The organism is Dietzia sp. NPDC055343 (assembly GCF_053645265.1).
Genome location: NZ_JBSHMJ010000047.1, coordinates 1 through 20,801, shown reverse-complemented (window position 1 = coordinate 20,801; position 20,801 = coordinate 1). Strand labels below are relative to the sequence as shown.

The following is a 20,801-nucleotide window of genomic DNA, read 5'->3' as shown; positions in this document are numbered from 1 at the left end:
CGGCCGGACCGGTGGGCGAAGTCGGCGGGCCCGCCTTGTCGTCGTCATCCCTCTCCATCAGCCCCCACCTCCATCCCATCCCGCTTCGCACCTACATCGAATGTGTGTTCTACAGTATCGGGTACGGCGGTATGTCGCAAGGGTGTTCGAGCAATTACATTGGACAAGTCCGCCCGGTCGGCGGAGTGGCGGAGGTGTCGGTGGATCGTGAGAGAATCGGCCCCGTGACCGCCAAGCCCCGCATCTCCAACGTCCTCGCCTCGCGCTACGCGAGTACCGACCTGGCCACCCTGTGGTCCGCAGAGTACAAGATCGTGCTCGAGCGCCAGCTGTGGATCGCGGTGCTCCGCGCCCAGCGTGACCTGGGGATCGACGTCCCCGACGGGGTGATCCGGTCGTACGAGGCGGTGATCGACCAGGTGGATCTGGCATCGATCGCCGAGCGCGAGCGAGTCACCCGTCACGACGTCAAGGCGCGGATCGAGGAGTTCAACGCCCTCGCCGGCCACGAGCACATCCACAAGGGCATGACGAGCCGCGACCTCACGGAGAACGTCGAACAGCTCCAGGTTGTGCGTTCGCTCGAGCTGATGCGCGATCGCACGGTGGCCATCGTGCGCCGCCTGGCCGAGCACGCCGCCGCCCACCGCGACACGGTCATGGCCGGTCGTAGCCACAACGTCGCCGCCCAGGCCACCACACTCGGCAAGCGTTTCGCCTCCGCCGCGGACGAGATGCTCGTCGCGCTCGAGCGGGTCGAGTCGCTCCTCGAGCGCTATCCGCTGCGGGGCATCAAGGGCCCCATGGGCACCGCGCAGGACATGCTCGATCTGCTCGACGGTGACGCCTCTCGGATGGCCGAGCTCGAGCAGCGCGTCGCCGCCCACCTCGGCTTCTCGCGGACTTTCGATTCGGTCGGCCAGGTATACCCGCGCTCGCTGGACCATGAGGTCGTCTCGGCGCTGGTGCAGCTGGGCGCCGGCCCGTCGTCGCTTTCGCAGACCATTCGCCTGATGGCCGGCCACGAGCTGGTCACCGAGGGCTTCCAGCCGGGTCAGGTCGGCTCGTCGGCGATGCCGCACAAGATGAACACCCGGTCCTGTGAGCGGGTTGGCGGCCTGCAGGTGGTCCTGCGCGGGTACGGCTCGATGGTCGCGGAGCTCGCCGGTGCGCAGTGGAACGAGGGCGACGTCTTCTGCTCGGTGGTCCGCCGCGTGGCGCTGCCGGACGCCTTCTTCGCGCTGGACGGCATGTTCGAGACCTTCCTGACGGTGCTGGACGAGTTCGGCGCGTATCCCGCCGTGATCGACAAGGAGCTCCAGCGCTACCTGCCGTTCCTCGCCACAACCAAGGTCCTCATGGCCGCGGTCCGCGCGGGAGTCGGCCGGGAGGTCGCGCATGAGGCGATCAAGGAGAACGCGGTCGCCGTGGCGCTGGCGATGCGCGAGGAGGGGCGTGAGCCCGACCTGCTCGACCGTCTCGCCGCCGATGACCGACTGCCGCTCGACCGCGCGGCGCTCGACGAGGCGCTGGCCGACCGCGCGGCGTTCGTGGGCGTCGCCGGCGACCAGGTCGACGCCGTGGTGGCCCGGATCGACGCGCTCGTCGCCCGCTATCCGGAGGCCGCGGGGTACGCGCCCGGCGCGATCCTGTAGCGCGGGCCCCCGGCGGCGCCGTTGGTGACGACGACGACGAGTTCGCCCGCGGGCCCGGGTCCCGGGTCGCCACGGTCGCGGTGATCTCGTGTCATCGGTTCGTCAGCGGCGATAGTGTGGCGCACATGCGCCAGAGTCTTCTCCCTGTTCCCGGTACCGGTGGCCTGCAGGTCACCCTGCATCACGCAGAGGCCCCCCGGGCCGTGCTCGTGCTGGTCCACGGTTTCGGAGAGCATTCCGGCCGATACGGACGAACGGTCGACTTCCTCCTGTCCCGGGGCGTCACCGTGGCGACCTACGATCTGCGGGGTCACGGCGCCGCTCCGGGGCCGCGGTTCAGGGTCGCGATGGAAACCCATATCGAGGACAACCTGGCGGTCCGTGACGCGGTGGCGCAGTGGAGCCGCTCAGATGAGGGTGCCGGCGCCGACACGCTCCCGCGTCTGCTCATGGGCCATTCGCTGGGCGGTCAGGTCGCCGGGGAATCCGCGCTGCGGCGGCCGTGGGATCTCAAGGGACTGATCCTGTCCTCGCCCGGGCTCCTCGTGGGCGAGACCACCCCCGCCGTGCTGAAGGCCATCGCGCCCGTCATCGCGCGGCTGCTGCCGTTCCTGCCGGTGGAGAAGCTCGATGCGAACGACATCTCGCGTGTGCCCGAGTACGTGGTGGACTACAACTCCGACCCGCTGGTCCTCCACGGGGGTGTCCCGGCGCTGTCCGCGGGGACGTTGCTGGCCGGGGGTGCCCGACTGATCGAGCGGTCGCGCGCGCTGCGGGTGCCCACGCTGATCCTCAACGGCTCCGCGGACCCGATCACGGCCCCGGCCGGTGCGCGTCGTTTCACCCAGCTCGCCGGCTCAGACCACGACCCCCGTCCCGAGATCACCTACCGCGAGTTCGAGGGCGGCAAGCACGAGTTGTTCAACGACCTGTGCGCCGACGAGGCGTACGAGGCGTTGGGGGCGTGGCTCGACGCGCGCCTGGGCTGATGCCCCTCGCCGGACGGAGCACGGAGAGGCGCGACGGCTACGCTGGCCGTCATGCGACCTGAGCTCTCCTCCTATCGCCATCTCGCCGCCGGCAAGGTCCGCGAACTCTATGAGATCGACGCCGAGACCCTGCTCATGGTGGCCACGGACCGGATCTCCGCGTACGACCACGTGCTGGCCACGCCGATCCCGGACAAGGGCCGCGTGCTCACGGCGATGAGCGCCTACTTTTTCGACGCGCTCGACGTGCCCAATCATCTGGCCGGGCCGTTGGACGACGAGCGGATTCCCGCCGAGTTGCTCGGGCGGTCGATGGTCGTGCGTCGACTCGACATGGTGCAGGCCGAGTGCGTCGCCCGTGGGTACCTGACCGGCTCCGGCATGGTCGAGTACCGCGAGTCGGGCACGGTGTGCGGAATCGAGCTGCCGGACGGGTTGGTCGAGGCCAGCCGCCTGCCGGAGCCGATCTTCACGCCCGCCACCAAGGCCGCGGTGGGCGACCACGACGAGAACATCTCGTTCTCCCAGCTCACCGACATCGTCGGCGCCGAGCTGGCCGATCGACTACGTACCGCCACCCTGGACGTCTACTCCCGGGCAGCCGAGATGGCGGCCGCGCGCGGCGTCCTGCTGGCCGACACCAAGTTCGAGTTCGGGCTCTCGGGCGGTGAGCTGATCCTGGCCGACGAGGTGCTGACACCGGATTCCTCGCGCTACTGGCCCGCCGACACCTATGAGGCGGGCCGCGTCCAGCCGAGCTTCGACAAGCAGTACGTGCGTAATTGGCTCACCGGCCCCGACTCGGGCTGGGACAAGGCCTCGGACACGCCCCCGCCGCCACTTCCCGCGGAGGTGGTGGAGGCGACGCGCGCACGCTACATCGAGGCCTACGAGCGCATCTCGGGCCTGTCGTTCGCCGACTGGATCGGGGGCGACGCATGAGCACCTCGGACATCTCGCCGAACGCTGCCGCGCCCACCCCTCCGGTCGCCGAGCGCCGCCCGCACCACCGCGAGCACCACGGGCGCGTCTTCGTCGACGACTACGAGTGGATGCGCGACAAGGACGCCCCCGACACGCGCGCCTACCTCGAGGCCGAGAACGCCTACACCGACGCCATGACAGCGGACCTCAAGCCTCTCGAGGACGAGGTCTACGAGGAGATCCGGTCCCGCGTCAAGGAGACCGATATGTCGGTCCCGGTACGCTCCGGCAGCTGGTGGTACTTCTCGCGCACCATCGAGGGCAGGTCCTATGCGCAGCACTGCCGGGTGCCTGTGGCCGACGAGTTCGCCGCGGACATGTCAGACCCCGCGGGCTGGGTCCCGCCAGAGGTCTCTCCAGGTGTAGAGCTGCCCGGAGAACAGCTGTTGATGGACGGAAACGTCGAGGCGGAGGGGCACGAGTACTTCGCGCTCGGCGCCTTCTCGGTCAGCCACGACGGCCGCATGCTCGCCTGGGCGACCGACACCGAGGGCGACGAGCGCTACACCCTCCGCTTCCGGGCGCTGGATCCTGAGGTCACCGCGCCGGAGGAGGAGATCTCCGGCATCGCCGCGGGGGTGACCTGGTCGCGGGACGGGAACTATGTCTTCTACGTGACCGTGGACGAGGCGTGGCGTCCCGATACGGTGTGGCGTCACCGCCTGGGGACGACCCGTGACGACGACGACAAGGTGTTCCACGAGCCCGACGAGTCCTATTGGATCGGTGTGGGCGAGACCCGTAGCGAGAAGTACCTGCAGATAGCGGTGGGTTCCAAGATCACCACCGAGGTATGGTGCCTGGACTCCGCCGACCCCGCCGGCGAGTTCTGGTGCGTCCGGCCGCGCGAAGTGGGCGTGGAGTACGACGTCGAGCACGCCGTGGTCGGTGGGCAGAACCGCTTCCTGATCACGCACAACGCCGGGGCGCCCAACTCGACGATCGTCGAGGCGCCGGCCGGGCCGGTGGAGGGGAGTTTCACCGAGCTGCGAACGCTGGTGCCGCACCGCGACGACGTCCGCGTCGAGGGCGTGGACGCCTTCGAGCGGTTCCTGGTGCTCGGCTACCGCGAGGCGGCGCTGCCCCGGTTCGCGATGATGCTGCTCGATCCCGGATCGACCGACGGCGCGCAGTCCTACGGCGATTTCGAGCCGGTCGAGTTCGACGAGGAGTTGTTCACCTCCGGGCCGGGCGCGAACGCCGAGTGGCGGACCCCGGTACTGCGGTTCGGATTCGGCTCCTTCGTCACGCCGGGCCGGGTGTACTCGCTGGACCCGGTCTCGGGGGAGCGGACGCTGCTGCGCGAGCAGGAGGTGCTGGGCGGCTACGATCCGGCCGGGTACGTGCAGCGTCGCGACTGGGCGACCGCCGAAGACGGTACCCGGGTGCCGATCTCGTTGGTCATGTCAGTCGACACGGCCGCCCGAATCGATGCCGGCGAGCAGGTGCCGACATTGTTGTACGGGTACGGCTCGTACGAGTCGAGCATGGACCCCTCGTTCTCCGTCGCGCGGTTGTCGCTGCTGGACCGCGGCATGGCGTACGCCGTGGCCCATGTCCGGGGCGGCGGCGAGATGGGCCGTCTCTGGTACGAGGACGGAAAGACGCTGGTCAAGCGCAACACGTTCACCGACTTCATCGCGTGCGCCCGGCACCTGATCGACTCGGGGCTCACGGCCCCGGACCGTCTGGTCGCGGAGGGCGGGAGCGCCGGCGGACTACTCGTGGGTGCTGTGGCCAACCTCGCGCCGGAGCTGTTCGCGGGTATCCAGGCCGTCGTGCCGTTCGTGGATCCGCTCACCTCGATCCTCATGCCCGAGCTGCCGCTCACGGTGATCGAGTGGGATGAGTGGGGCGACCCGCTGCACTCCGAGGAGGTCTACGACTACATGGCCTCCTACTCCCCGTACGAGAACATCGAGGCCAAGGACTACCCGGCGATCCTCGCGGTGACCTCGCTGAACGACACCCGCGTGCTCTACGTCGAGCCGGCCAAGTGGGTGGCCAAGCTGCGTGAGGTGTCGACCTCGGCCAACTCGACCGACAGGCCCGTGTTGCTGCGTTGCGAGATGAGCGCCGGTCACGGTGGCGTCTCCGGTCGCTACGAGCGCTGGCGCCAGATCGCGTTCGAGTACGCCTGGACGGTCCGCACCGCGACCGCCGGCTAGCCCCGCCCGGTCACCTCGTCGTCGTTCATGGTGCGGGCCATCGCGGCGGCGGGGATGACAGCCCCGGCGAGGAACAGGATGATGCTGAGCCCGCCCATCATGTAGGCCAGACGGTGGCCGTCCCCGAGCTCCAGGCTCGAGCCGAAGATCAGGATGAGCGAGATCGCGAATAGACCGCCCGTCACCAGGTTGAGCGCCCGGGACCGGGCCTCGAGCAGGGTGGCCGTCTCGAACTCGTCCAGGTAGCGGGCGGGCGCGGTGTCCTTGGAGTCGATCGTCACCCTGAGCATCGTCCAGACGGTGCAGATCACCACGGTCATGGGCAGCCAGGCCAGGATGATCGGGAACCAGAAGTAGCCGGCCACCGCGATCGCGGCCATGATGCCCAGGCTCGCCCAGTTGAGACGGACGAGGAGCCGCCGGCGGGCCGCATTCCGCCAGCCGGGCAGGCTCACCTCGGTGCGCTCCAGGTTCTTCTCGTACCGCCGCTCCGCGGCGGTCAGGGTGTCGGGGGACGGGCTGTCGGAGGTCGGGTTGTCGGGAGTGTGCGTGGTCATCACGAGTCCTCTCGGTCGCGGCGGTACATCTCTGCGGACATCGGGCGGAACTCCTCGCGGGAGAACACGGCCTCGACCGGGAGGTCGAACACCTCGCAGATGCGAAAGGCGAGGTCGAGGCTCGGGTAGTGGTCGCCGCGCTCCAGTGCGCCCACGGTCTGTGGGTTCACCGAGATCTGCTCGGCGAGTGCTGCGCGGCTCAGTCTGTGTTCCGCACGCAGCACGGCGATCCTGTTGAAGATGGGGAGCTTCTCTCCCCGTCGCACTGGACTCATGGAACCAAGTGTTGGGAAAACACAACGATTTGTCAATAGGTCGTTCCGAGTAGGCTGGGTCACATGAGTACCGCGAACGTCCAGGACATCGAATTCACCACCATCGACGGGGGGCAGGCCTCCATGGCCGACTACGCGGGCCACGCGGTCCTCGTGGTCAACGTGGCCAGCGAGTGCGGCCTCACCCCGCAGTACGAGGGGCTGCAGGAACTCGCCGACGATTTTCAGGACCGGGGCTTCTTCGTCCTCGGCTTCCCGTGCAACCAGTTCATGGGGCAGGAGCCGGGCGACGAGGCCGCCATCAAGGACTTCACCTCCGGTAAGTACGGGATCACCTTCCCGCTCTCGGCCAAGGTCGACGTCAACGGCGACGCCCGGCACCCGCTGTACGCCGAGCTGACCAAGGTCGCGGACGCCGATGGCGAGGCGGGCGACGTGCAGTGGAACTTCGAGAAGTTCCTCGTCTCGCCCGAGGGGGAGGTCGTGGGCCGCTTCCGGCCCAAGGTCGAGCCCGGCGCGCCGGAACTGGTCGACGCCATCGAGGAGCAGCTCCCGATCTGAGCTGACCTGCCGCCGGCCCGGCACTCCCGCAGATGGGCGCGGATGCGAGGCCGGGCGTCGGCCCGCGTGATCGGCCCGGTCATCGGACGTACACCTCGTCGTCGTCGTCCCGTCATCCCGGACTGTCACCATGCGGCCATGACACCGCGCCTTGTCGTCTCCCTCTCCGGCCTCCGTGACTCCACGCTCGACGGTGCCGTCGACCTGGTCGGCGAGCTGGAGCGCCGGTCCGTGCCGGTCTCGCTCCTCGTCGCGCCGCGGCGCGGCCACGAGTACCGGCTCGCCGACGACCGGGGTACCCAGGACTGGCTGCGGCACCGCCGACAGCAGGGGGATGCGATCGTGCTCGGCGGTTACGACGACGCCGCCACCAGGATCCGCCGCCCCGAATTCGCCTCCATCGGGCCCGCGGAGGCCACCGTGCGGCTCACCGCCGCAGACCGGCTCATGGCCGACCTGGGTCTGCGGACACGGGCCTTCGCGCCGCCGCGTTGGAACGCCTCCCCGGGCTGTCTCCAGGCGCTGCCCGCCGTCGGCTTCCGCGTCTGCGCCGACCTGGGCGGCATCCACGACCTCGTCCGCGGTTCCACGGACCGGGGCCGCGCGCTGTCGATCGGGGAGGGGTTCGTCGCCGACGGCTGGTGGTGCCGGGCGCTCGTCGCCGCCGCGGGGCGCACCGCCGCATCCGGGGGCCTCGTCCGGCTCAACGTCTCGGCCAAGCAGTTGCACCGCAGCGCACCCCGCCAGGCGCTGCTCGACGCCGTCGACCTGGTGGTCGACAAGTACGACGCCCGCCTCGCCCGCTACGAGTGGTCGCCCGTCGCGCTGGCGGGCGCCGCCTGACGCGTTCGGAGGAGAGGGCGCCGACGGGTAGGATCATCGGCGAGCCCCGGTTCGTCCGGGACCATGCCGAGTACCAGCCCGAACGAGGAGTTCCCACCGTGGCCCGAGTTGTCGTCGAAGTCATGCCCAAGGCCGAGATCCTCGATCCGCAGGGTCAGGCCATCCACCGCGCGCTGGGTCGCCTCGGCCACGGTGGTGTCACCGACGTGCGACAGGGCAAGCGGTTCGAGCTCGAGGTGTCCCAGGATGTGACCGATGCGGAGCTCGAGGAGATCGCCTCGTCGCTGCTCGCCAACACCGTGATCGAGGACTGGAAGGTCGTCCGCGCCGAGGTTCTGGCGTGACCGCCCGGATCGGGGTCATCACCTTCCCCGGCACCCTCGACGATGTCGACGCCACACGCGCCGTGACCCGCTCCGGCGCCGAGGCCGTCTCCCTCTGGCACGCCGACGCCGACCTGAAGGGCGTCGACGCCGTGGTGGTCCCCGGCGGGTTCTCCTACGGCGACTACCTGCGCTGCGGCGCGATCGCCTCGATGGCCCCCGTCATGGGCGAGGTCATCTCCGCGGCGCAGGGCGGTATGCCCGTGCTCGGCATCTGCAACGGCTTCCAGATCCTCTGCGAGGCCGGCCTGCTGCCCGGCGCGCTGGGCCGTAACCGCGACATGCACTTCATTTGCCGCGACGAGTGGCTGCGCGTCGAGAACTCCGACACCGCCTGGACCTCACGCTACGACTCCGGCGCCGAGATCCTCATCCCGCTCAAGTCCGGTGAGGGTCGCTACATGGCCTCCGCGGAGACCATCGAGCAGCTCGAGGGAGACGGGCGCGTCGTGTTCCGCTTCGCGGGCGAGGCGCCCAACGGCTCCACCAACAACATCGCCGGAATCGCCTCCGAGAACGGGCGCGTGGTGGGGCTCATGCCGCACCCCGAGCACGCGATCGACGCGCTGACCGGGCCGTCCGACGACGGGCTGGGCCTGTTTCTGTCGGTGCTGGATTCGGTCGTCAGGGCGTAGTCGGCGCGGCTTGATCCGGCGGCGGCCGCTGGCCCGCGCTGTCGCGGTTCCGTCATGAATAGAGCCCACCAGGGAATTCCCTGGTGGGCTCTATTCATGCGCGCGGTGATCTGGAATCGCCGGCGGGTAGGGCTGTTAGGCGGCGCCGCCCGGGAAGCCCGGGATGACCGGGAGCAGGCCGGTACTTCCGGTGCTGCCGAGGTCGCCACCGAGCCCACCGATGAAGCCCAGGAGCAGGTTCGGAAGGAGGAATGCGGCGCCGACGAGGGTGTCGATGGCGGACGAGCCGGTGGCATCGGCACTGCCGAAAAGCTCGATGCTCAAGGGGACAGTGGCTTCGGAAATGGAACCGGTGAGGTCCATGGGGGACTCCTTGATGTAGGCGCTCCGAGCAGGCTCGGAGGGCGAGCGCCGGCGGCCCGGGTGGCCGCACGTGCGCAATAAGCGTGCCTTAATGCCTTGTCGGTGAATCAACATTCGTTTATTCGTGACGCGGATCACATGCACGCCGGGCCGGCAGCTCCGGGCACCCGGTGAGCCGTCATGGTCGCGCAGATGATGCACGCGCTCGCATTGCCCAACCCGCGGCCCGCGGCCGGCGTGCTGCTTGCGTCACGCGTCCTGAATGGGCTATTCGGGGCGCGCGACTGGCTCGGAAGCGGGCAAACAGGACGCGTAAGCGGCAGGCGCGGGGCGGGACGGGCGGCGCGTGGCGTCGAGGCGCGCGGTCCAGACCTGCCGGATGCGGTAGAACCGTAGGATGAGCGATTCCACCAGCCAGCCCACGTCTCAGCCGGCGTCCCAGCCCGCCTCACCAGCTAAGGCCGACCGCCCTTTCGACATCGTGTTGTACGGCGCGACCGGGTTCACCGGCGGCCTGGTGGCCGAGTACCTGCTGCGGAACATGCCCGAGGGTGGCTCGTGGGCCGTCGCCGGGCGCAACCGCACCAAGCTCGATGCGGTGGTCGCGCAGTTGGCCGCACAGTCGCCGGAGGTGCCCGCTCCCGGCGTCGTGGTGGCCGACACCGACGACCCGGCCTCGCTCGCCGAGATGGCGCGGTCGACACGCGTGATCATCACGACGGTGGGGCCGTACCTCGCGCACGGCGAGCCCCTGGTGGCCGCGTGCGCTGAAGCGGGCACCGACTACGTGGACCTGACCGGCGAGCCCGAGTTCGTCGACCGCATGTACCTCACCTACAACGACGCGGCAAAGGCCTCCGGCGCCCGCATCGTCCACGCCTGCGGATTCGACTCCGTCCCGCACGACCTCGGCGTCTTTTACACGATGAAGCAGGTTCCGGAGGACGTGCCCGCGGTGGTCTACGGGGCGGTCCACGCCGACGCGCAGTTCTCGGGCGGCACCTTCCACTCGGCGATCGGACAGTTCGCCCGCCTGCGGGAGGCGGCCAAGGCTGCAAAGCAGCGACGCCAGAAGGAGGGTAAGGTGCCCGGCCGTCGGATCAAGTCGATCCAGGGCAAGCCCCACCGCGACGAGGTGCTGGACCGTTTCCTGGTGCCGCTGCCCACGATCGACCCGCAGATAGTCCTGCGTTCCGCCGCCGCGCTGGACAGCTACGGCCCGGACTTCACCTACTCGCACTACGCCTCCGTCGGCTCGCCGGTCACGGCCGTCGCCGGAATGGTCGGGGTCGGCGCGGTGGCGCTCGGCTCGCAGGTCGGGCCCATCCGTTCGCAGATCCTCCGCCGGATCGAGCGGGGCGCCGGGCCGAGCGAGTCGCGCCGTGCCCGGTCCTCGTTCGACGTCACGTTCGTCGCGCTGGCGGGCGGCCGTCGGGTCGTCACGCGGGTCTCCGGCGGCGACCCCGGATACACCGAGACGTCGATGATGCTCGCCGAGTCCGGTCTGTGCCTGGCATTCGACGATCTGCCGGCGCTGTCGGGGCAGCTCACCACCGCGCAGGCGATGGGAGACGCCCTGCTGGGGCGGGTCGAGCGCGGTGGCCTGACGTTCGAGGTCCTCTCGTCGTAGCGGCACCGGCAGCCCCGAGGCGGGCGTGGATTCGCCGGCCCGGGAAAGCCGACTAGACTCTGCCGCGTGACCACTCCTGTCGATTCCACCGCGAACGCCGCAGCCACCCCCGACCTGGAGCAGCCCTGGGCCGAGCTCGGTCTCAAGGAGGACGAGTACGCCCGCATCAGGGAGATCCTCGGCCGGCGCCCCACGGACGCAGAGCTTGCCGTGTACTCCGTCATGTGGTCGGAGCACTGCTCCTACAAGTCGTCGAAGGTGCATTTGCGCTACTTCGGTGAGACCACCACGGACGAGATGCGCTCCTCGATGCTCGCGGGTATCGGCGAGAACGCCGGTGTGGTGGATATCGGCGACGGCTGGGCCGTGACATTCAAGGTCGAGTCGCACAACAGCCCCTCGTACATCGAGCCGTACCAGGGCGCCGCGACCGGCGTCGGCGGCATCGTCCGCGACATCATGGCGATGGGCGCGCGCCCGGTCGCCGTGATGGACCAGCTGCGTTTCGGCCCGGCGGATGCGGACGACACGCACCGCGTCCTCCCCGGTGTGGTCGCGGGCATCGGTGGCTACGGCAACTGCCTGGGCCTGCCCAACATCGGCGGCGAGACGGTCTTCGACAAGTCCTACGCCGGCAATCCGCTCGTCAACGCGCTGTGCGCCGGCGTCATGCGGGTCGAGGACCTGCACCTGGCGTTCGCGTCCGGCACCGGCAACCGCATCATCCTGTTCGGTGCCCGCACCGGCCTCGACGGCATCGGTGGCGTCTCGGTCCTCGCGTCGGAGAGCTTCGACGTGGACGACAACGGCGACCCGGTCAAGCCCCGCAAGCTGCCCAGCGTGCAGGTGGGCGACCCGTTCGCGGAGAAGGTGCTCATCGAGTGCTGCCTCGAGCTGTACCGCGAGAAGCTCGTGGTGGGCATCCAGGACCTCGGCGGCGCCGGCCTGGCCTGCGCCACGTCCGAGTTGGCTGCGGCCGGTGACGGCGGCATGCACATCGTGCTGGACAACGTCCCGCTGCGCGCCGAGGGCATGACCGCGGCCGAGATCCTGTCGAGTGAGTCGCAGGAGCGCATGTGCGCCGTGGTGGCGCCGGAGAACGTCGAGGCGTTCATGGAGGTGTGCCGCCGCTGGGACGTGCTGGCCAGCGACATCGGCGAGGTCACGGACGGCGACCGCCTGACCATCGAGTTCAAGGGTGAGACCGTTCTGGACGCCCCGCCGGAGACCATCGCCGACGAGGGCCCGGTCTACGAGCGGCCCGTCGAGCGCCCGTCGGCCCAGGACGCGCTGCAGGCCGACACGACGGCGAAACTCACACGGCCGGCCACCGGCGAGGAGCTCCGCCAGACCCTGCTCAACATGGTCGCCAGCCCGGCACTGTGCTCGCGTGACTTCATCACCGATCAGTACGACCGCTACGTGCGCGGCAACACGATCCTCGCGGAGAACGCCGACGGCGGCGTCCTGCGGATCGACGAGGAGTCCGGTCGCGGCATCGCGCTGTCAACCGACGCTTCCGGCCGCTACACCCAGCTCGACCCGTACACCGGCGCGCAGTTGGCGCTGGCGGAGGCCTACCGCAACGTGGCGGTCACCGGCGCGAGTCCGGTGGCCGTCACCAACTGCCTCAACTTCGGTTCCCCCGAGGACCCGGGCGTGATGTGGCAGTTCCGGGAGGCCGTTCACGGGCTGGCCGACGGCTGTGCCGAGCTCGGCATCCCGGTCACCGGCGGCAACGTCTCGTTCTACAACCAGACCGGCACCACACCGATCCTGCCGACCCCCGTCGTGGGTGTCCTCGGCGTGATCGACGACGTGGCCCGCCGCACGCCGACCGCGTTCGGCGAGACCCCCGGCGAGAGCGTCTACCTGCTGGGTGAGACCCGCGACGAGCTGGACGGGTCGATCTGGTCGCAGGTCGCGCACGGCCACCTCGGCGGCATGCCCCCGAAGGTCGACCTCACCTGGGAGGCCACGCTCGCGCGCATCCTGGCCACCGCCTCCAAGGACGGGCTCATCTCCAGTGCCCACGACCTGTCCGAGGGCGGGCTCGCCCAGGCGCTCGTCGAGTCGGCGCTGGCGGGGGAGTGCGGACTGCGGGTCGTGCTGCCCGCGGACGCCGACCCGTTCGTGTGGCTGTTCTCCGAGTCGTCCGGTCGTGTGATCGTCTCGGTGCCCCGCGGCGAGGAAATCCGCTTCCAGCAGATGCTCACCGCGCAGAACATCCCGCACACCCGTATCGGCGTCACCGACACCGACTCGGGCACCTTCGAGGTGCAGGACCAGTTCTCCCTGAGCACCGACGAGTTGCGCGCCGCGCACGAGGGGACCCTGCCGGCGCTGTTCGGCGTCGACCAGGTCTGACCCGGCCTCGCCGGGCCGGAGTCTGAGCCGGACCCGGGCCGGGGCCGGGTCGGAACCTGTGAAGGGGGCGGCGCTGTGCTGAATCTGCGCAGGCGGGAGAAGACGCTCGCCGTGGTGCTCGCCGGCACCGCGGGGTTCGTCGACGCCGTCGGCTTCCTCGAGGTCGGCGGCTTCTTCGTGTCGTTCATGAGCGGCAACTCCACCCGCATGGTGGTGGGCCTCGCCGAGGGCGATCTCGGGGGCGCGGGCATCGCCGCGGTGGTGCTCGTGTCGTTCTTCCTCGGCGCGGTTGGCGGGGCGCTGGTCACCCGCCGCCGCAACCTCGACGATCGCCCGGCCGTGCTGACCCTCGTCTCGGCGCTCCTGCTCATCGCCCTGGCTCTGCAACTGACCACCTCGGCCGCGCTCCTCGCCGTGCCCGTGGGGATCGCGGTGGTCGCCGCGGCGATGGGGTCCATGAACTCGGTGTTCCATACCCGCGGCGAGGTCTCACTCGGGGTCACCTATATGACGGGAGCGGTGGTCAAGTCCGCCCACCGGCTGGTCGACGCACTGTTCGGTGGATCCTGGGCGCCGTACCGGCAGCAGGTCGCGTTGTGGTCGGCGCTCGTCATCGGTGGCGTCCTGGGCGCGCTGCTACAGGTGTATATCGGGGTCGGCGCGCTGGGCGTGGCCGCGCTGGTCGTGCTCGGCACGCTGGCCACGACCGTGTTGGTGCGCAGGCGCGAGTGGCGCGCCCCGTGAGGGCGCCCGGCCGCCCGGTGGGGGTCAACCGCGTGGACGGCGTTGTCGTCGTCGCTCGTCTCCCCGCCTCGGCGCCGCACCGCCGCGCGCCGCGGACCTGAGCCGGGCCGCACGGTAGGCCTCGCGCGCGTCGAGGCCCCGCACCACCTCGTCGATCATCGGCCGCACGAACCGCGTGTGGTGCGCCGGGTCGGACGCCGCCGCGGCGGCCAGGTTGAGCGCGGAGAACGCCGCCAGCGTCAACGCCACGCGCACCAGCGTGACGGAGAACGGCAGACCGAGCAGCAGGCCGTCGGGGTTGTCGCCGGCCCCGGCCGTCCAGCGCGCCTCGGTGGCCTCCGGGACCGCGATCCACCCCAGGAAGACGAAGAACGCGAACACGAGCGCCGCGAACAGCGCCGCCTGGATGAGGGTCGCCAGCACCGGCACGATCAGCACGTTGACGCGCTCGGCCGGACGCAGCGGGGTGTCGGTGGACCACTGCTGCAGCTCGTGCCGGATGTCGTCGCGCGTGGTGATCCCCACCAGGAGGACGGTCAACGCGACCATCACACCGATGACCGCGAACGTGCGCGGCCACGACAGCGCCACCATCACCTGCCAGATCTCCGCGCTGAAGAACAGGAACAGCACCGCCAGCATGAGGATCGGCAGCACGCGCGCCACCATCGGCCCCATCGTGCCGAGCTCGCGCCGGACGCGCCGCGCGGACCAGCGCACCAGCGACCCCACGCCCGCGTAGGTGCCGACCAGGACCAGCGCGGCGGCGAGGAGGGTGTCGCCGAGGGTGGGGCCGTCCTGGGAGGAGAAGACGACGACGGGGACGACGACGAGGGCCAGCAGCGACCCGAGCCCGACCGCGAAGGCGGTCGCCCGGGGAACGCGCCGGGCGACCTTCCCCGTGAGCCATCCCAGGACGGGGGCGGCCACCGCGAGCGCGATCGCCAGAGCGAGGAGTTCGATGATCGGCTCCGAGGCGGCGAACAGGTCGGGCCGGGTGGGGTCGTCGTCGATGCCGAACTCGTCGAGGAACGCGACGGCCAGATCGTTGGAGCGGTCGAGCGCGGCGACGGCCGTACCGAATACCGCGAGCCCGGCGGCGAACCCGGCGCAGCGGGGCAGGAGGTCGCGAAGCCGCGCGGACGGGGCGATCATCATCGGCAGGCCCAGCGCGCGGAGGTGGTCCTCGTGGGCGCGCGGCCTGCTCGCGGGGGTCGGCGCAGGGGTCGGCACGGGGGTCGGCACAGGGGCCGGCTCGGGGGAGGGGGCGGACGCGGGCACGAGGTCAGTCTCGCAGCGATCGAGATGTCCCGGGCGTGGACCGCGGACTATCGTCGAGCCATGTCCACCAGTGAGCGCGCGGGGTCGGCCGCGCCACCGGCCCAGCCACCGGCCGCGCCGCAGGCCGCCCCGCCTGCAGCCCCGCCGAGCGGCGTGACGCCCCGGTCCGGGAGCCGTGTCCTCACGTCCCGACCCACCTCGCCGCCGGTGTACGTGAGCCTGCCGTCCAAGATCCGCGACGACGCGGTACGGCGGCCGCTGCCCGGCCAGCTGGTCGACACGGTGTACTTCATCTTCGCCACGGTGGCGGCGGTGTGGCTGGCGTGGCGGCTGATGGACGACGCCTGGCACCGGACCTGGTGGAGCGTGACTCTGCTGGTGCCGTTCTGGCTGCTGGTCGCGTACCTGGTGCTGCCGCGGCTGCAGACGCTGCTGACGTCGGTCTACGTGCCGGGCTACTTCATCGCGCGGACCCGCACCTCGGACGGACTGCTGGGCGACCCGGTCAACCTCGCGGTCGACGGCACCACCCGCCAGATCCACCAGGCCATGACCGCCTGCGGCTGGGTGCTGGCCGACGACATCACGCTCCGCTCCTCGTGGGGGATCATCGCCTCCTCGGTGTTCCGGCGGTCCTACCCGGCCGCGCCGGTGAGCCCGCTGCGGCTCTTCGGGCGCCGACAGTGCCTGGCCTACCAGCAGGAGGTCGAGGGCAACGCCGCGCAGCGTCACCACGTGCGGTTCTGGCGCTGCCCCGACGGATGGCTGCTGCCGGGCGGGCACCGCGTCCAGTGGCTCGGCGCCGGCACGTATGACCGCGCGGTGGGGTTGTCGCTGTTCACGCTGCAGGTCACGCACAAGATCGACGCCGACATCGACGTGGAACGCGACTACATCGTCGACTCGATCCTCTACAACGTGCCCGAGTCGACGGTGCGCGTACTGGAGAACTTCTCCACCGGCTACCACCACCGCAACGGGGGCGGCGACCAGATCCACACCGACGGCGACCTGCCGGTGATCGACCTGGGCGCGGTCGAGGTGGCGGAGGCCTCGGCGGCCGAGCTGCCAGCCGAGGTGGTGCGCGCCGCGCGCGGTTACGACGATCCGCAGGCCGAGGGCGGCGTGGCCTCGGGGGACGCCGACCGGCCCGCCGACGACACCCCGCCCGACCCCGGCCACCTGCCCCGGCCGGCCGCGTTGACCGCCGCAGTCGCGCTGGTCGCGGCGTCCGTCGTGATCCTGTTGATCCTCGCGATCCGCGACCTGGTCGACGGCGTGGACCTCGACGAGTTCGCGGGCCTGGAGCAGTCCGAGGTGGTGCCGGCGATGATCGCGCTGGCGGTGTTCATCGGGGCGGTCTACGGCGCGATGGGCGTGCTGGCGGTGCTGACCTATCTGGGGTACGCCCGGCCGCGCGTGTGGCTGCTGGCGATGGCCGCGGTCAGCACGGTCTCCACCGAGTACGGGCGCCTGACCACGGAGGCCGAGACCGACACCTTCCTGGGCGGCTACCCCGCGCTGGCGGTTAACGTGCTCATCATGCTGTTGTTGACCAGCGCGGCCACCCGGACGTGGAGTCGCCGCACCGCGCGGGACCGGCGGGAGCACCGACTCGGCGAGCGGAGCGGGGCCCCGGAGTGAGCCGCGCCCCCGATGCCGCGCAGGTGCGCGCGGCCGTCGAGGCGGTCCGCGAGTGGCTCGACGACGACGCCGCCGCCTCCGGTGACACCGCGGCCGTGCCCACGCCCGGTCGTTCGGCTCTCGCGGCTGCCGTCCGGGGGACGGTCGGCATTCTCGCGGCCGAGCTTCCCGGGCATGCGGTGGAGGTCCGTGTGCCGCCGTTCGCCGCCGCGCAGTGCGTGGAGGGGCCGCGGCACACGCGTGGCAGTCCGCCCAACGTGGTGGAGACCGACGCGCGCACGTGGCTTCTGCTCGCGACCGGCCGTCTCGACTGGGACGCGGCCGTGGACTCGGGTCGGGTCCGTGCGTCGGGGACGCGCGCGTCCGCGGTAGCTGCGGGGTTGCCCGTCGTGCGGACGGCGTGAAGTAACTGACCCTCGGAAACGGAGGTCTCACCGGCGGGCTCCGGGGGCGTCGGGGGAGCGAAGTGCGCCGGGGACTTGGGGGGAGCGGGGTCGGTGTACGTAGACTTGGGCGGAACCGTCGGGGGTCGCCCGGGCGGGAATGCCCTGAAGCCGTGAGGGAGCGCCAGCAGGTGGAGAGTTCGTCAACACGTCCGGCACCGACCGGGTCACTCCGCCGCACCGGTGGCCGTAGCGCCGCCGTGGGGCTGGGCCTGCCGGATCCGTCCGCGCCCGGCCCGACCGGCCTACCGATCGACACCGAGCGCATCGGCCCCGTCGAGGAGTGCGGTGTCTTCGGTGTGTGGGCCCCGGGCGAGGACGTCGCCAAGCTCACCTATTACGGCCTGTACGCGCTGCAGCACCGGGGTCAGGAGGCCGCCGGTATCGCCGTGGCCGACGGCGAGCAGGTGCTGGTCTACAAAGATCTCGGCCTGGTCAGCCAGGTGTTCGACGAGAAGACCCTCGAGTCGATGCACGGCCACATCGCGGTGGGCCACTGTCGTTACTCGACGACCGGTGCGGCCACCTGGGACAACGCCCAGCCGATGTTCCGGCCCACGGTCGACGGCGGCTCGGTGGTGCTCGGCCACAACGGCAACCTGGTCAACACCGTCGAACTCAAGCGGCACGCCGAGTCGCTCGGCATCCGTGGTTACTCCGCGGACAGTGCACATTCCGACTCGGACATCGTCACCACACTGCTGGCGCACGAGGCGTACGACGGTGGGCTGGAGGAGGCGGCCGCGCGGCTGCTGCCCCGTCTGCGTGGCGCCTACTGCCTGACGTTCGCCGACGAGCACACCCTGTACGCGGCCCGCGACCCGCACGGTGTGCGGCCGCTGGTGCTCGGCCGGCTGGAGCGCGGCTGGGTGGTGGCATCGGAGACCTCCGCACTGGACATCGTGGGCGCCTCCTTCGTCCGCGACATCGAGCCGGGTGAGCTCATCGCGATCGACGGCGACGGGGTGCGCTCCCGCCGGATCGCCGAGGCCACGCCCAAAACGTGTGTGTTCGAGTACGTGTACCTGGCCCGGCCCGACTCGTGGATCAACGAGCGATCAGTCAACTCGGCGCGGGTGGAGATCGGACGTCGCCTGGCCGCCGAGCACCCGGTCGAGGCCGACCTGGTGATCCCGGTGCCCGAGTCCGGGACGCCGGCCGCGGTCGGATACGCCCAGGGCTCCGGCATCCCGTTCGGGCAGGGTCTGACCAAGAACGCCTACGTCGGGCGCACGTTCATCCAGCCCAGCCAGACCATCCGCCAGCTGGGTATCCGGCTCAAGCTCAACCCTCTGCGCGAGGTGATCCGCGGGCGCAAGCTCGTGGTGGTGGACGACTCGATCGTCCGCGGGAACACGCAGCGCGCGCTGATCCGGATGCTCCGCGAGGCGGGCGCGGCCGAGGTGCACGTGCGGATCGCGTCGCCGCCGGTGCGGTGGCCGTGCTTCTACGGCATCGACTTCGCCAGCCCGGCCGAGCTCATCGCCAACGGGGTGGACGTCACCGACGGCATGCTCGAGGGCGTCCGTCGGGCCATCGGCGCCGACAGCCTCGGCTACGTCTCCGTGGACGGGATGATCGAGGCCAGCGGGCAGCCGCGCGACGAGCTGTGCGCCGCCTGCTTCGACGGCCACTACCCGATCGCGCTGCCGGACGACTCACCCATGAGCGCCGCCGTGCGTGCGCTCGCCGCGGAGGTCGAGGACGAGCCCGAGAGCACGTCCCTGGCCACCGGATCCCCGGCCACCGGGCCCCACGACTTCCGGCTCCCGGCCCCGAACGACAGCCTGGACGTCGTCCGCCGACCCTGACCGGGCACCCGAGAAGGGGCCCACGAGGAGAAACACATGACCGAGAACTCTCACCTCCCCACGGGCGCGTCGTATGCCGCCGCCGGTGTCGACATCGACGCCGGTGAGCGCGCAGTCGAGATGTTCGCTCCCCACGCCAAGCGAGCGACCCGGCCGGAGGTGATGGGTGGTCTCGGAGGTTTCGCGGGGCTGTTCTCGCTGAAGAACACCTACCGTCAGCCGCTGCTGGCCTCCTCCACGGACGGTGTCGGCACCAAGATCGCCGTCGCCCAGGCGATGGACGTCCACAACACCGTCGGTATCGACCTGGTGGCCATGGTCGTGGACGACCTGGTGGTCTGCGGTGCCGAGCCGCTGTTCCTGCAGGACTACATCGCGATCGGCAAGGTCGTGCCCGAGCACGTCGCCGGTATCGTCGAGGGGATCGCCGAGGGCTGTGTCCGCGCCGGCTGCGCCCTGCTGGGTGGCGAGACCGCCGAGCACCCTGGCCTCATGGCCCCGGGCGAGTACGACATCTCGGCCACCGGCGTGGGCATCGTCGAGGCCGACGAGATCCTCCAGGCGGACAACGTCAAGCCCGGCGACGTGATCGTCGGCATGGCCTCGTCGGGGCTGCACTCGAACGGTTACTCGCTGGCCCGCCACGTGCTGCTCGACCTGGCCCGTCTGCCGCTGGAGGGCCACGTCGAGGAGTTCGGCCGCACCCTGGGCGAGGAGCTCCTCGAGCCGACCCGCATCTACGCGCTCGACTGCCTCAGCCTCATCGCGGAGACCGACGTGCGCGTGTTCAGCCACGTCACCGGCGGAGGCCTGGCCGAAAACCTGGCCCGCGTCATGCCGCGCGGGCTCGTCGCCAGCCTCGACCGCGGGCGCTGGCCCGTGCCTCCCGTGTTCGGCACGATCGCCCACCACGGCCGCGTCGAGCAGGCCGAGATGGAGCGCACCTTCAACATGGGCGTCGGCATGGTGGCGGTCCTGCCCGCCGAGGACGTGGACCGCGCACAGGCCGTGCTGACGGCCCGCCACGTGGAGAACTGGGTGATCGGCCACGTCGAGAAGTCCGGCGACGACGCCGACGCCCCGCGCGTCATCCTCGAGGGCTCACACGCCCGCTTCTGACACCACCCGCGCCCGGCCCGGCGGCTCGCTGCCGACGGGGCGCGCACGTGCCCATCAGATTCCGACCCACCCACGCGGGGAGTCGGGGCCTGGTGGGCACGAGTCATTTGGCCGCACCCCGCCCCAGGGGGAGGTGTCTGCCGGGCGCAGACCGGCGGACGCCGGCCACCGCGCCACCGCGCCGGCGCGCGGCTACAGCCTGAAGCCCCGCTCCGGGACGGATGAGCGCACGCAGAGGGGCCGGGCATCATTTGCGTGTTGCCCGGCCCCGCGGCGGAGTCGGGGGTGGGGTCAGTACCAGGAGTCGCGGGCGGGCCACCCCCCCGATGGGGGGGCGGCCGCCACCACA

Annotated in this window: 19 protein-coding genes; 15 read left to right on the top strand and 4 right to left on the bottom strand. The window is 70.8% G+C overall.

The window, feature by feature from the left end:
• The first annotated feature begins 224 nt into the window (after positions 1-224).
• From purB to ACWIE7_RS16520, 4 genes are all read left to right on the top strand, one after another.
• Positions 225-1,655 (top strand): adenylosuccinate lyase, encoded by a 1,431-nt coding sequence (purB, locus tag ACWIE7_RS16535; RefSeq protein WP_452101083.1) that lies wholly within the window; start codon positions 225-227, stop codon positions 1,653-1,655.
• A gap of 125 nt (positions 1,656-1,780) precedes the next feature.
• Positions 1,781-2,644: an alpha/beta hydrolase gene (locus tag ACWIE7_RS16530; protein WP_454069989.1), complete on the top strand. Its 864-nt coding sequence runs from the start codon at positions 1,781-1,783 to the stop codon at positions 2,642-2,644.
• Positions 2,645-2,695: 51 nt separating this feature from the next.
• On the top strand, positions 2,696-3,586 hold the full coding sequence (locus ACWIE7_RS16525; RefSeq protein ID WP_454069988.1) for a phosphoribosylaminoimidazolesuccinocarboxamide synthase: 891 nt from the start codon (positions 2,696-2,698) through the stop codon (positions 3,584-3,586).
• On the top strand, positions 3,583-5,796 hold the full coding sequence (locus tag ACWIE7_RS16520) for a S9 family peptidase (protein WP_454069987.1): 2,214 nt from the start codon (positions 3,583-3,585) through the stop codon (positions 5,794-5,796). Before ACWIE7_RS16525 ends, ACWIE7_RS16520 begins: the two co-directional genes overlap by 4 nt.
• Here the strand turns inward: ACWIE7_RS16520 and ACWIE7_RS16515 are convergent.
• Positions 5,793-6,353: a hypothetical protein gene (locus ACWIE7_RS16515; RefSeq protein WP_454069986.1), complete on the bottom strand. Its 561-nt coding sequence runs from the start codon at positions 6,351-6,353 to the stop codon at positions 5,793-5,795. The genes ACWIE7_RS16520 and ACWIE7_RS16515 overlap by 4 nt on opposite strands.
• On the bottom strand, positions 6,353-6,628 hold the full coding sequence (locus tag ACWIE7_RS16510; RefSeq protein WP_452100878.1) for a helix-turn-helix transcriptional regulator: 276 nt from the start codon (positions 6,626-6,628) through the stop codon (positions 6,353-6,355). The genes ACWIE7_RS16515 and ACWIE7_RS16510 overlap by 1 nt, the downstream gene beginning before the upstream one ends.
• A 63-nt stretch (positions 6,629-6,691) precedes the next feature.
• Between ACWIE7_RS16510 and ACWIE7_RS16505 the strand changes: the two genes are divergently transcribed.
• From ACWIE7_RS16505 to purQ, 4 genes are all read left to right on the top strand, one after another.
• The gene (locus tag ACWIE7_RS16505) at positions 6,692-7,189 is read left to right on the top strand and encodes a glutathione peroxidase (protein WP_230931488.1); all 498 of its coding nucleotides are present in this window, start codon (positions 6,692-6,694) and stop codon (positions 7,187-7,189) included.
• A gap of 138 nt (positions 7,190-7,327) precedes the next feature.
• Positions 7,328-8,032, top strand: a complete 705-nt coding sequence (locus tag ACWIE7_RS16500) for a DUF2334 domain-containing protein (RefSeq protein ID WP_454069985.1) — start codon at positions 7,328-7,330, stop codon at positions 8,030-8,032.
• Positions 8,033-8,130: 98 nt separating this feature from the next.
• Complete coding sequence (gene purS, locus ACWIE7_RS16495; RefSeq protein WP_452100880.1) at positions 8,131-8,376, top strand: phosphoribosylformylglycinamidine synthase subunit PurS; 246 nt, start codon at positions 8,131-8,133, stop codon at positions 8,374-8,376.
• On the top strand, positions 8,373-9,050 hold the full coding sequence (gene purQ / locus ACWIE7_RS16490) for a phosphoribosylformylglycinamidine synthase subunit PurQ (RefSeq protein ID WP_295652987.1): 678 nt from the start codon (positions 8,373-8,375) through the stop codon (positions 9,048-9,050). Before purS ends, purQ begins: the two co-directional genes overlap by 4 nt.
• A gap of 135 nt (positions 9,051-9,185) precedes the next feature.
• Here purQ and ACWIE7_RS16485 read toward each other — a convergent pair whose 3' ends face one another.
• Complete coding sequence (locus ACWIE7_RS16485; protein ID WP_454069984.1) at positions 9,186-9,413, bottom strand: hypothetical protein; 228 nt, start codon at positions 9,411-9,413, stop codon at positions 9,186-9,188.
• Between the two features lie 397 nt (positions 9,414-9,810).
• Here ACWIE7_RS16485 and ACWIE7_RS16480 point away from each other — a divergent pair, with 397 nt between their 5' ends.
• The 3 genes from ACWIE7_RS16480 to ACWIE7_RS16470 all read left to right on the top strand — a co-directional run bounded on the left by ACWIE7_RS16480 (position 9,811) and on the right by ACWIE7_RS16470 (position 14,154).
• Entirely contained in the window at positions 9,811-11,043 is a 1,233-nt protein-coding gene (locus tag ACWIE7_RS16480) for a saccharopine dehydrogenase family protein (protein WP_452100882.1), read from the top strand.
• 66 nt (positions 11,044-11,109) lie between these two features.
• A complete protein-coding gene (purL, locus tag ACWIE7_RS16475) occupies positions 11,110-13,410 on the top strand; it encodes a phosphoribosylformylglycinamidine synthase subunit PurL (RefSeq protein WP_454069983.1) in 2,301 nt (766 codons plus the stop codon).
• A 75-nt stretch (positions 13,411-13,485) separates the two neighbouring features.
• Entirely contained in the window at positions 13,486-14,154 is a 669-nt protein-coding gene (locus ACWIE7_RS16470; protein WP_230931494.1) for a YoaK family protein, read from the top strand.
• Between the two features lie 24 nt (positions 14,155-14,178).
• Here the strand turns inward: ACWIE7_RS16470 and ACWIE7_RS16465 are convergent, their stop codons facing one another.
• Positions 14,179-15,435 (bottom strand): hypothetical protein, encoded by a 1,257-nt coding sequence (locus ACWIE7_RS16465; protein ID WP_454069982.1) that lies wholly within the window; start codon positions 15,433-15,435, stop codon positions 14,179-14,181.
• A gap of 60 nt (positions 15,436-15,495) precedes the next feature.
• Here ACWIE7_RS16465 and ACWIE7_RS16460 point away from each other — a divergent pair, with 60 nt between their 5' ends.
• From ACWIE7_RS16460 to purM, 4 genes are all read left to right on the top strand, one after another.
• Positions 15,496-17,079, top strand: coding sequence for an LssY C-terminal domain-containing protein (locus ACWIE7_RS16460; RefSeq protein ID WP_454069981.1), 1,584 nt, complete (start codon positions 15,496-15,498; stop codon positions 17,077-17,079).
• Positions 17,076-17,483: a sterol carrier family protein gene (locus ACWIE7_RS16455; protein WP_454069980.1), complete on the top strand. Its 408-nt coding sequence runs from the start codon at positions 17,076-17,078 to the stop codon at positions 17,481-17,483. Before ACWIE7_RS16460 ends, ACWIE7_RS16455 begins: the two co-directional genes overlap by 4 nt.
• Before the next feature lie 170 nt (positions 17,484-17,653).
• Complete coding sequence (purF, locus tag ACWIE7_RS16450) at positions 17,654-19,333, top strand: amidophosphoribosyltransferase (protein ID WP_452100908.1); 1,680 nt, start codon at positions 17,654-17,656, stop codon at positions 19,331-19,333.
• A 36-nt stretch (positions 19,334-19,369) separates the two neighbouring features.
• On the top strand, positions 19,370-20,452 hold the full coding sequence (purM, locus tag ACWIE7_RS16445) for a phosphoribosylformylglycinamidine cyclo-ligase (protein WP_230931498.1): 1,083 nt from the start codon (positions 19,370-19,372) through the stop codon (positions 20,450-20,452).
• The last annotated feature ends 349 nt before the right edge of the window (positions 20,453-20,801 follow it).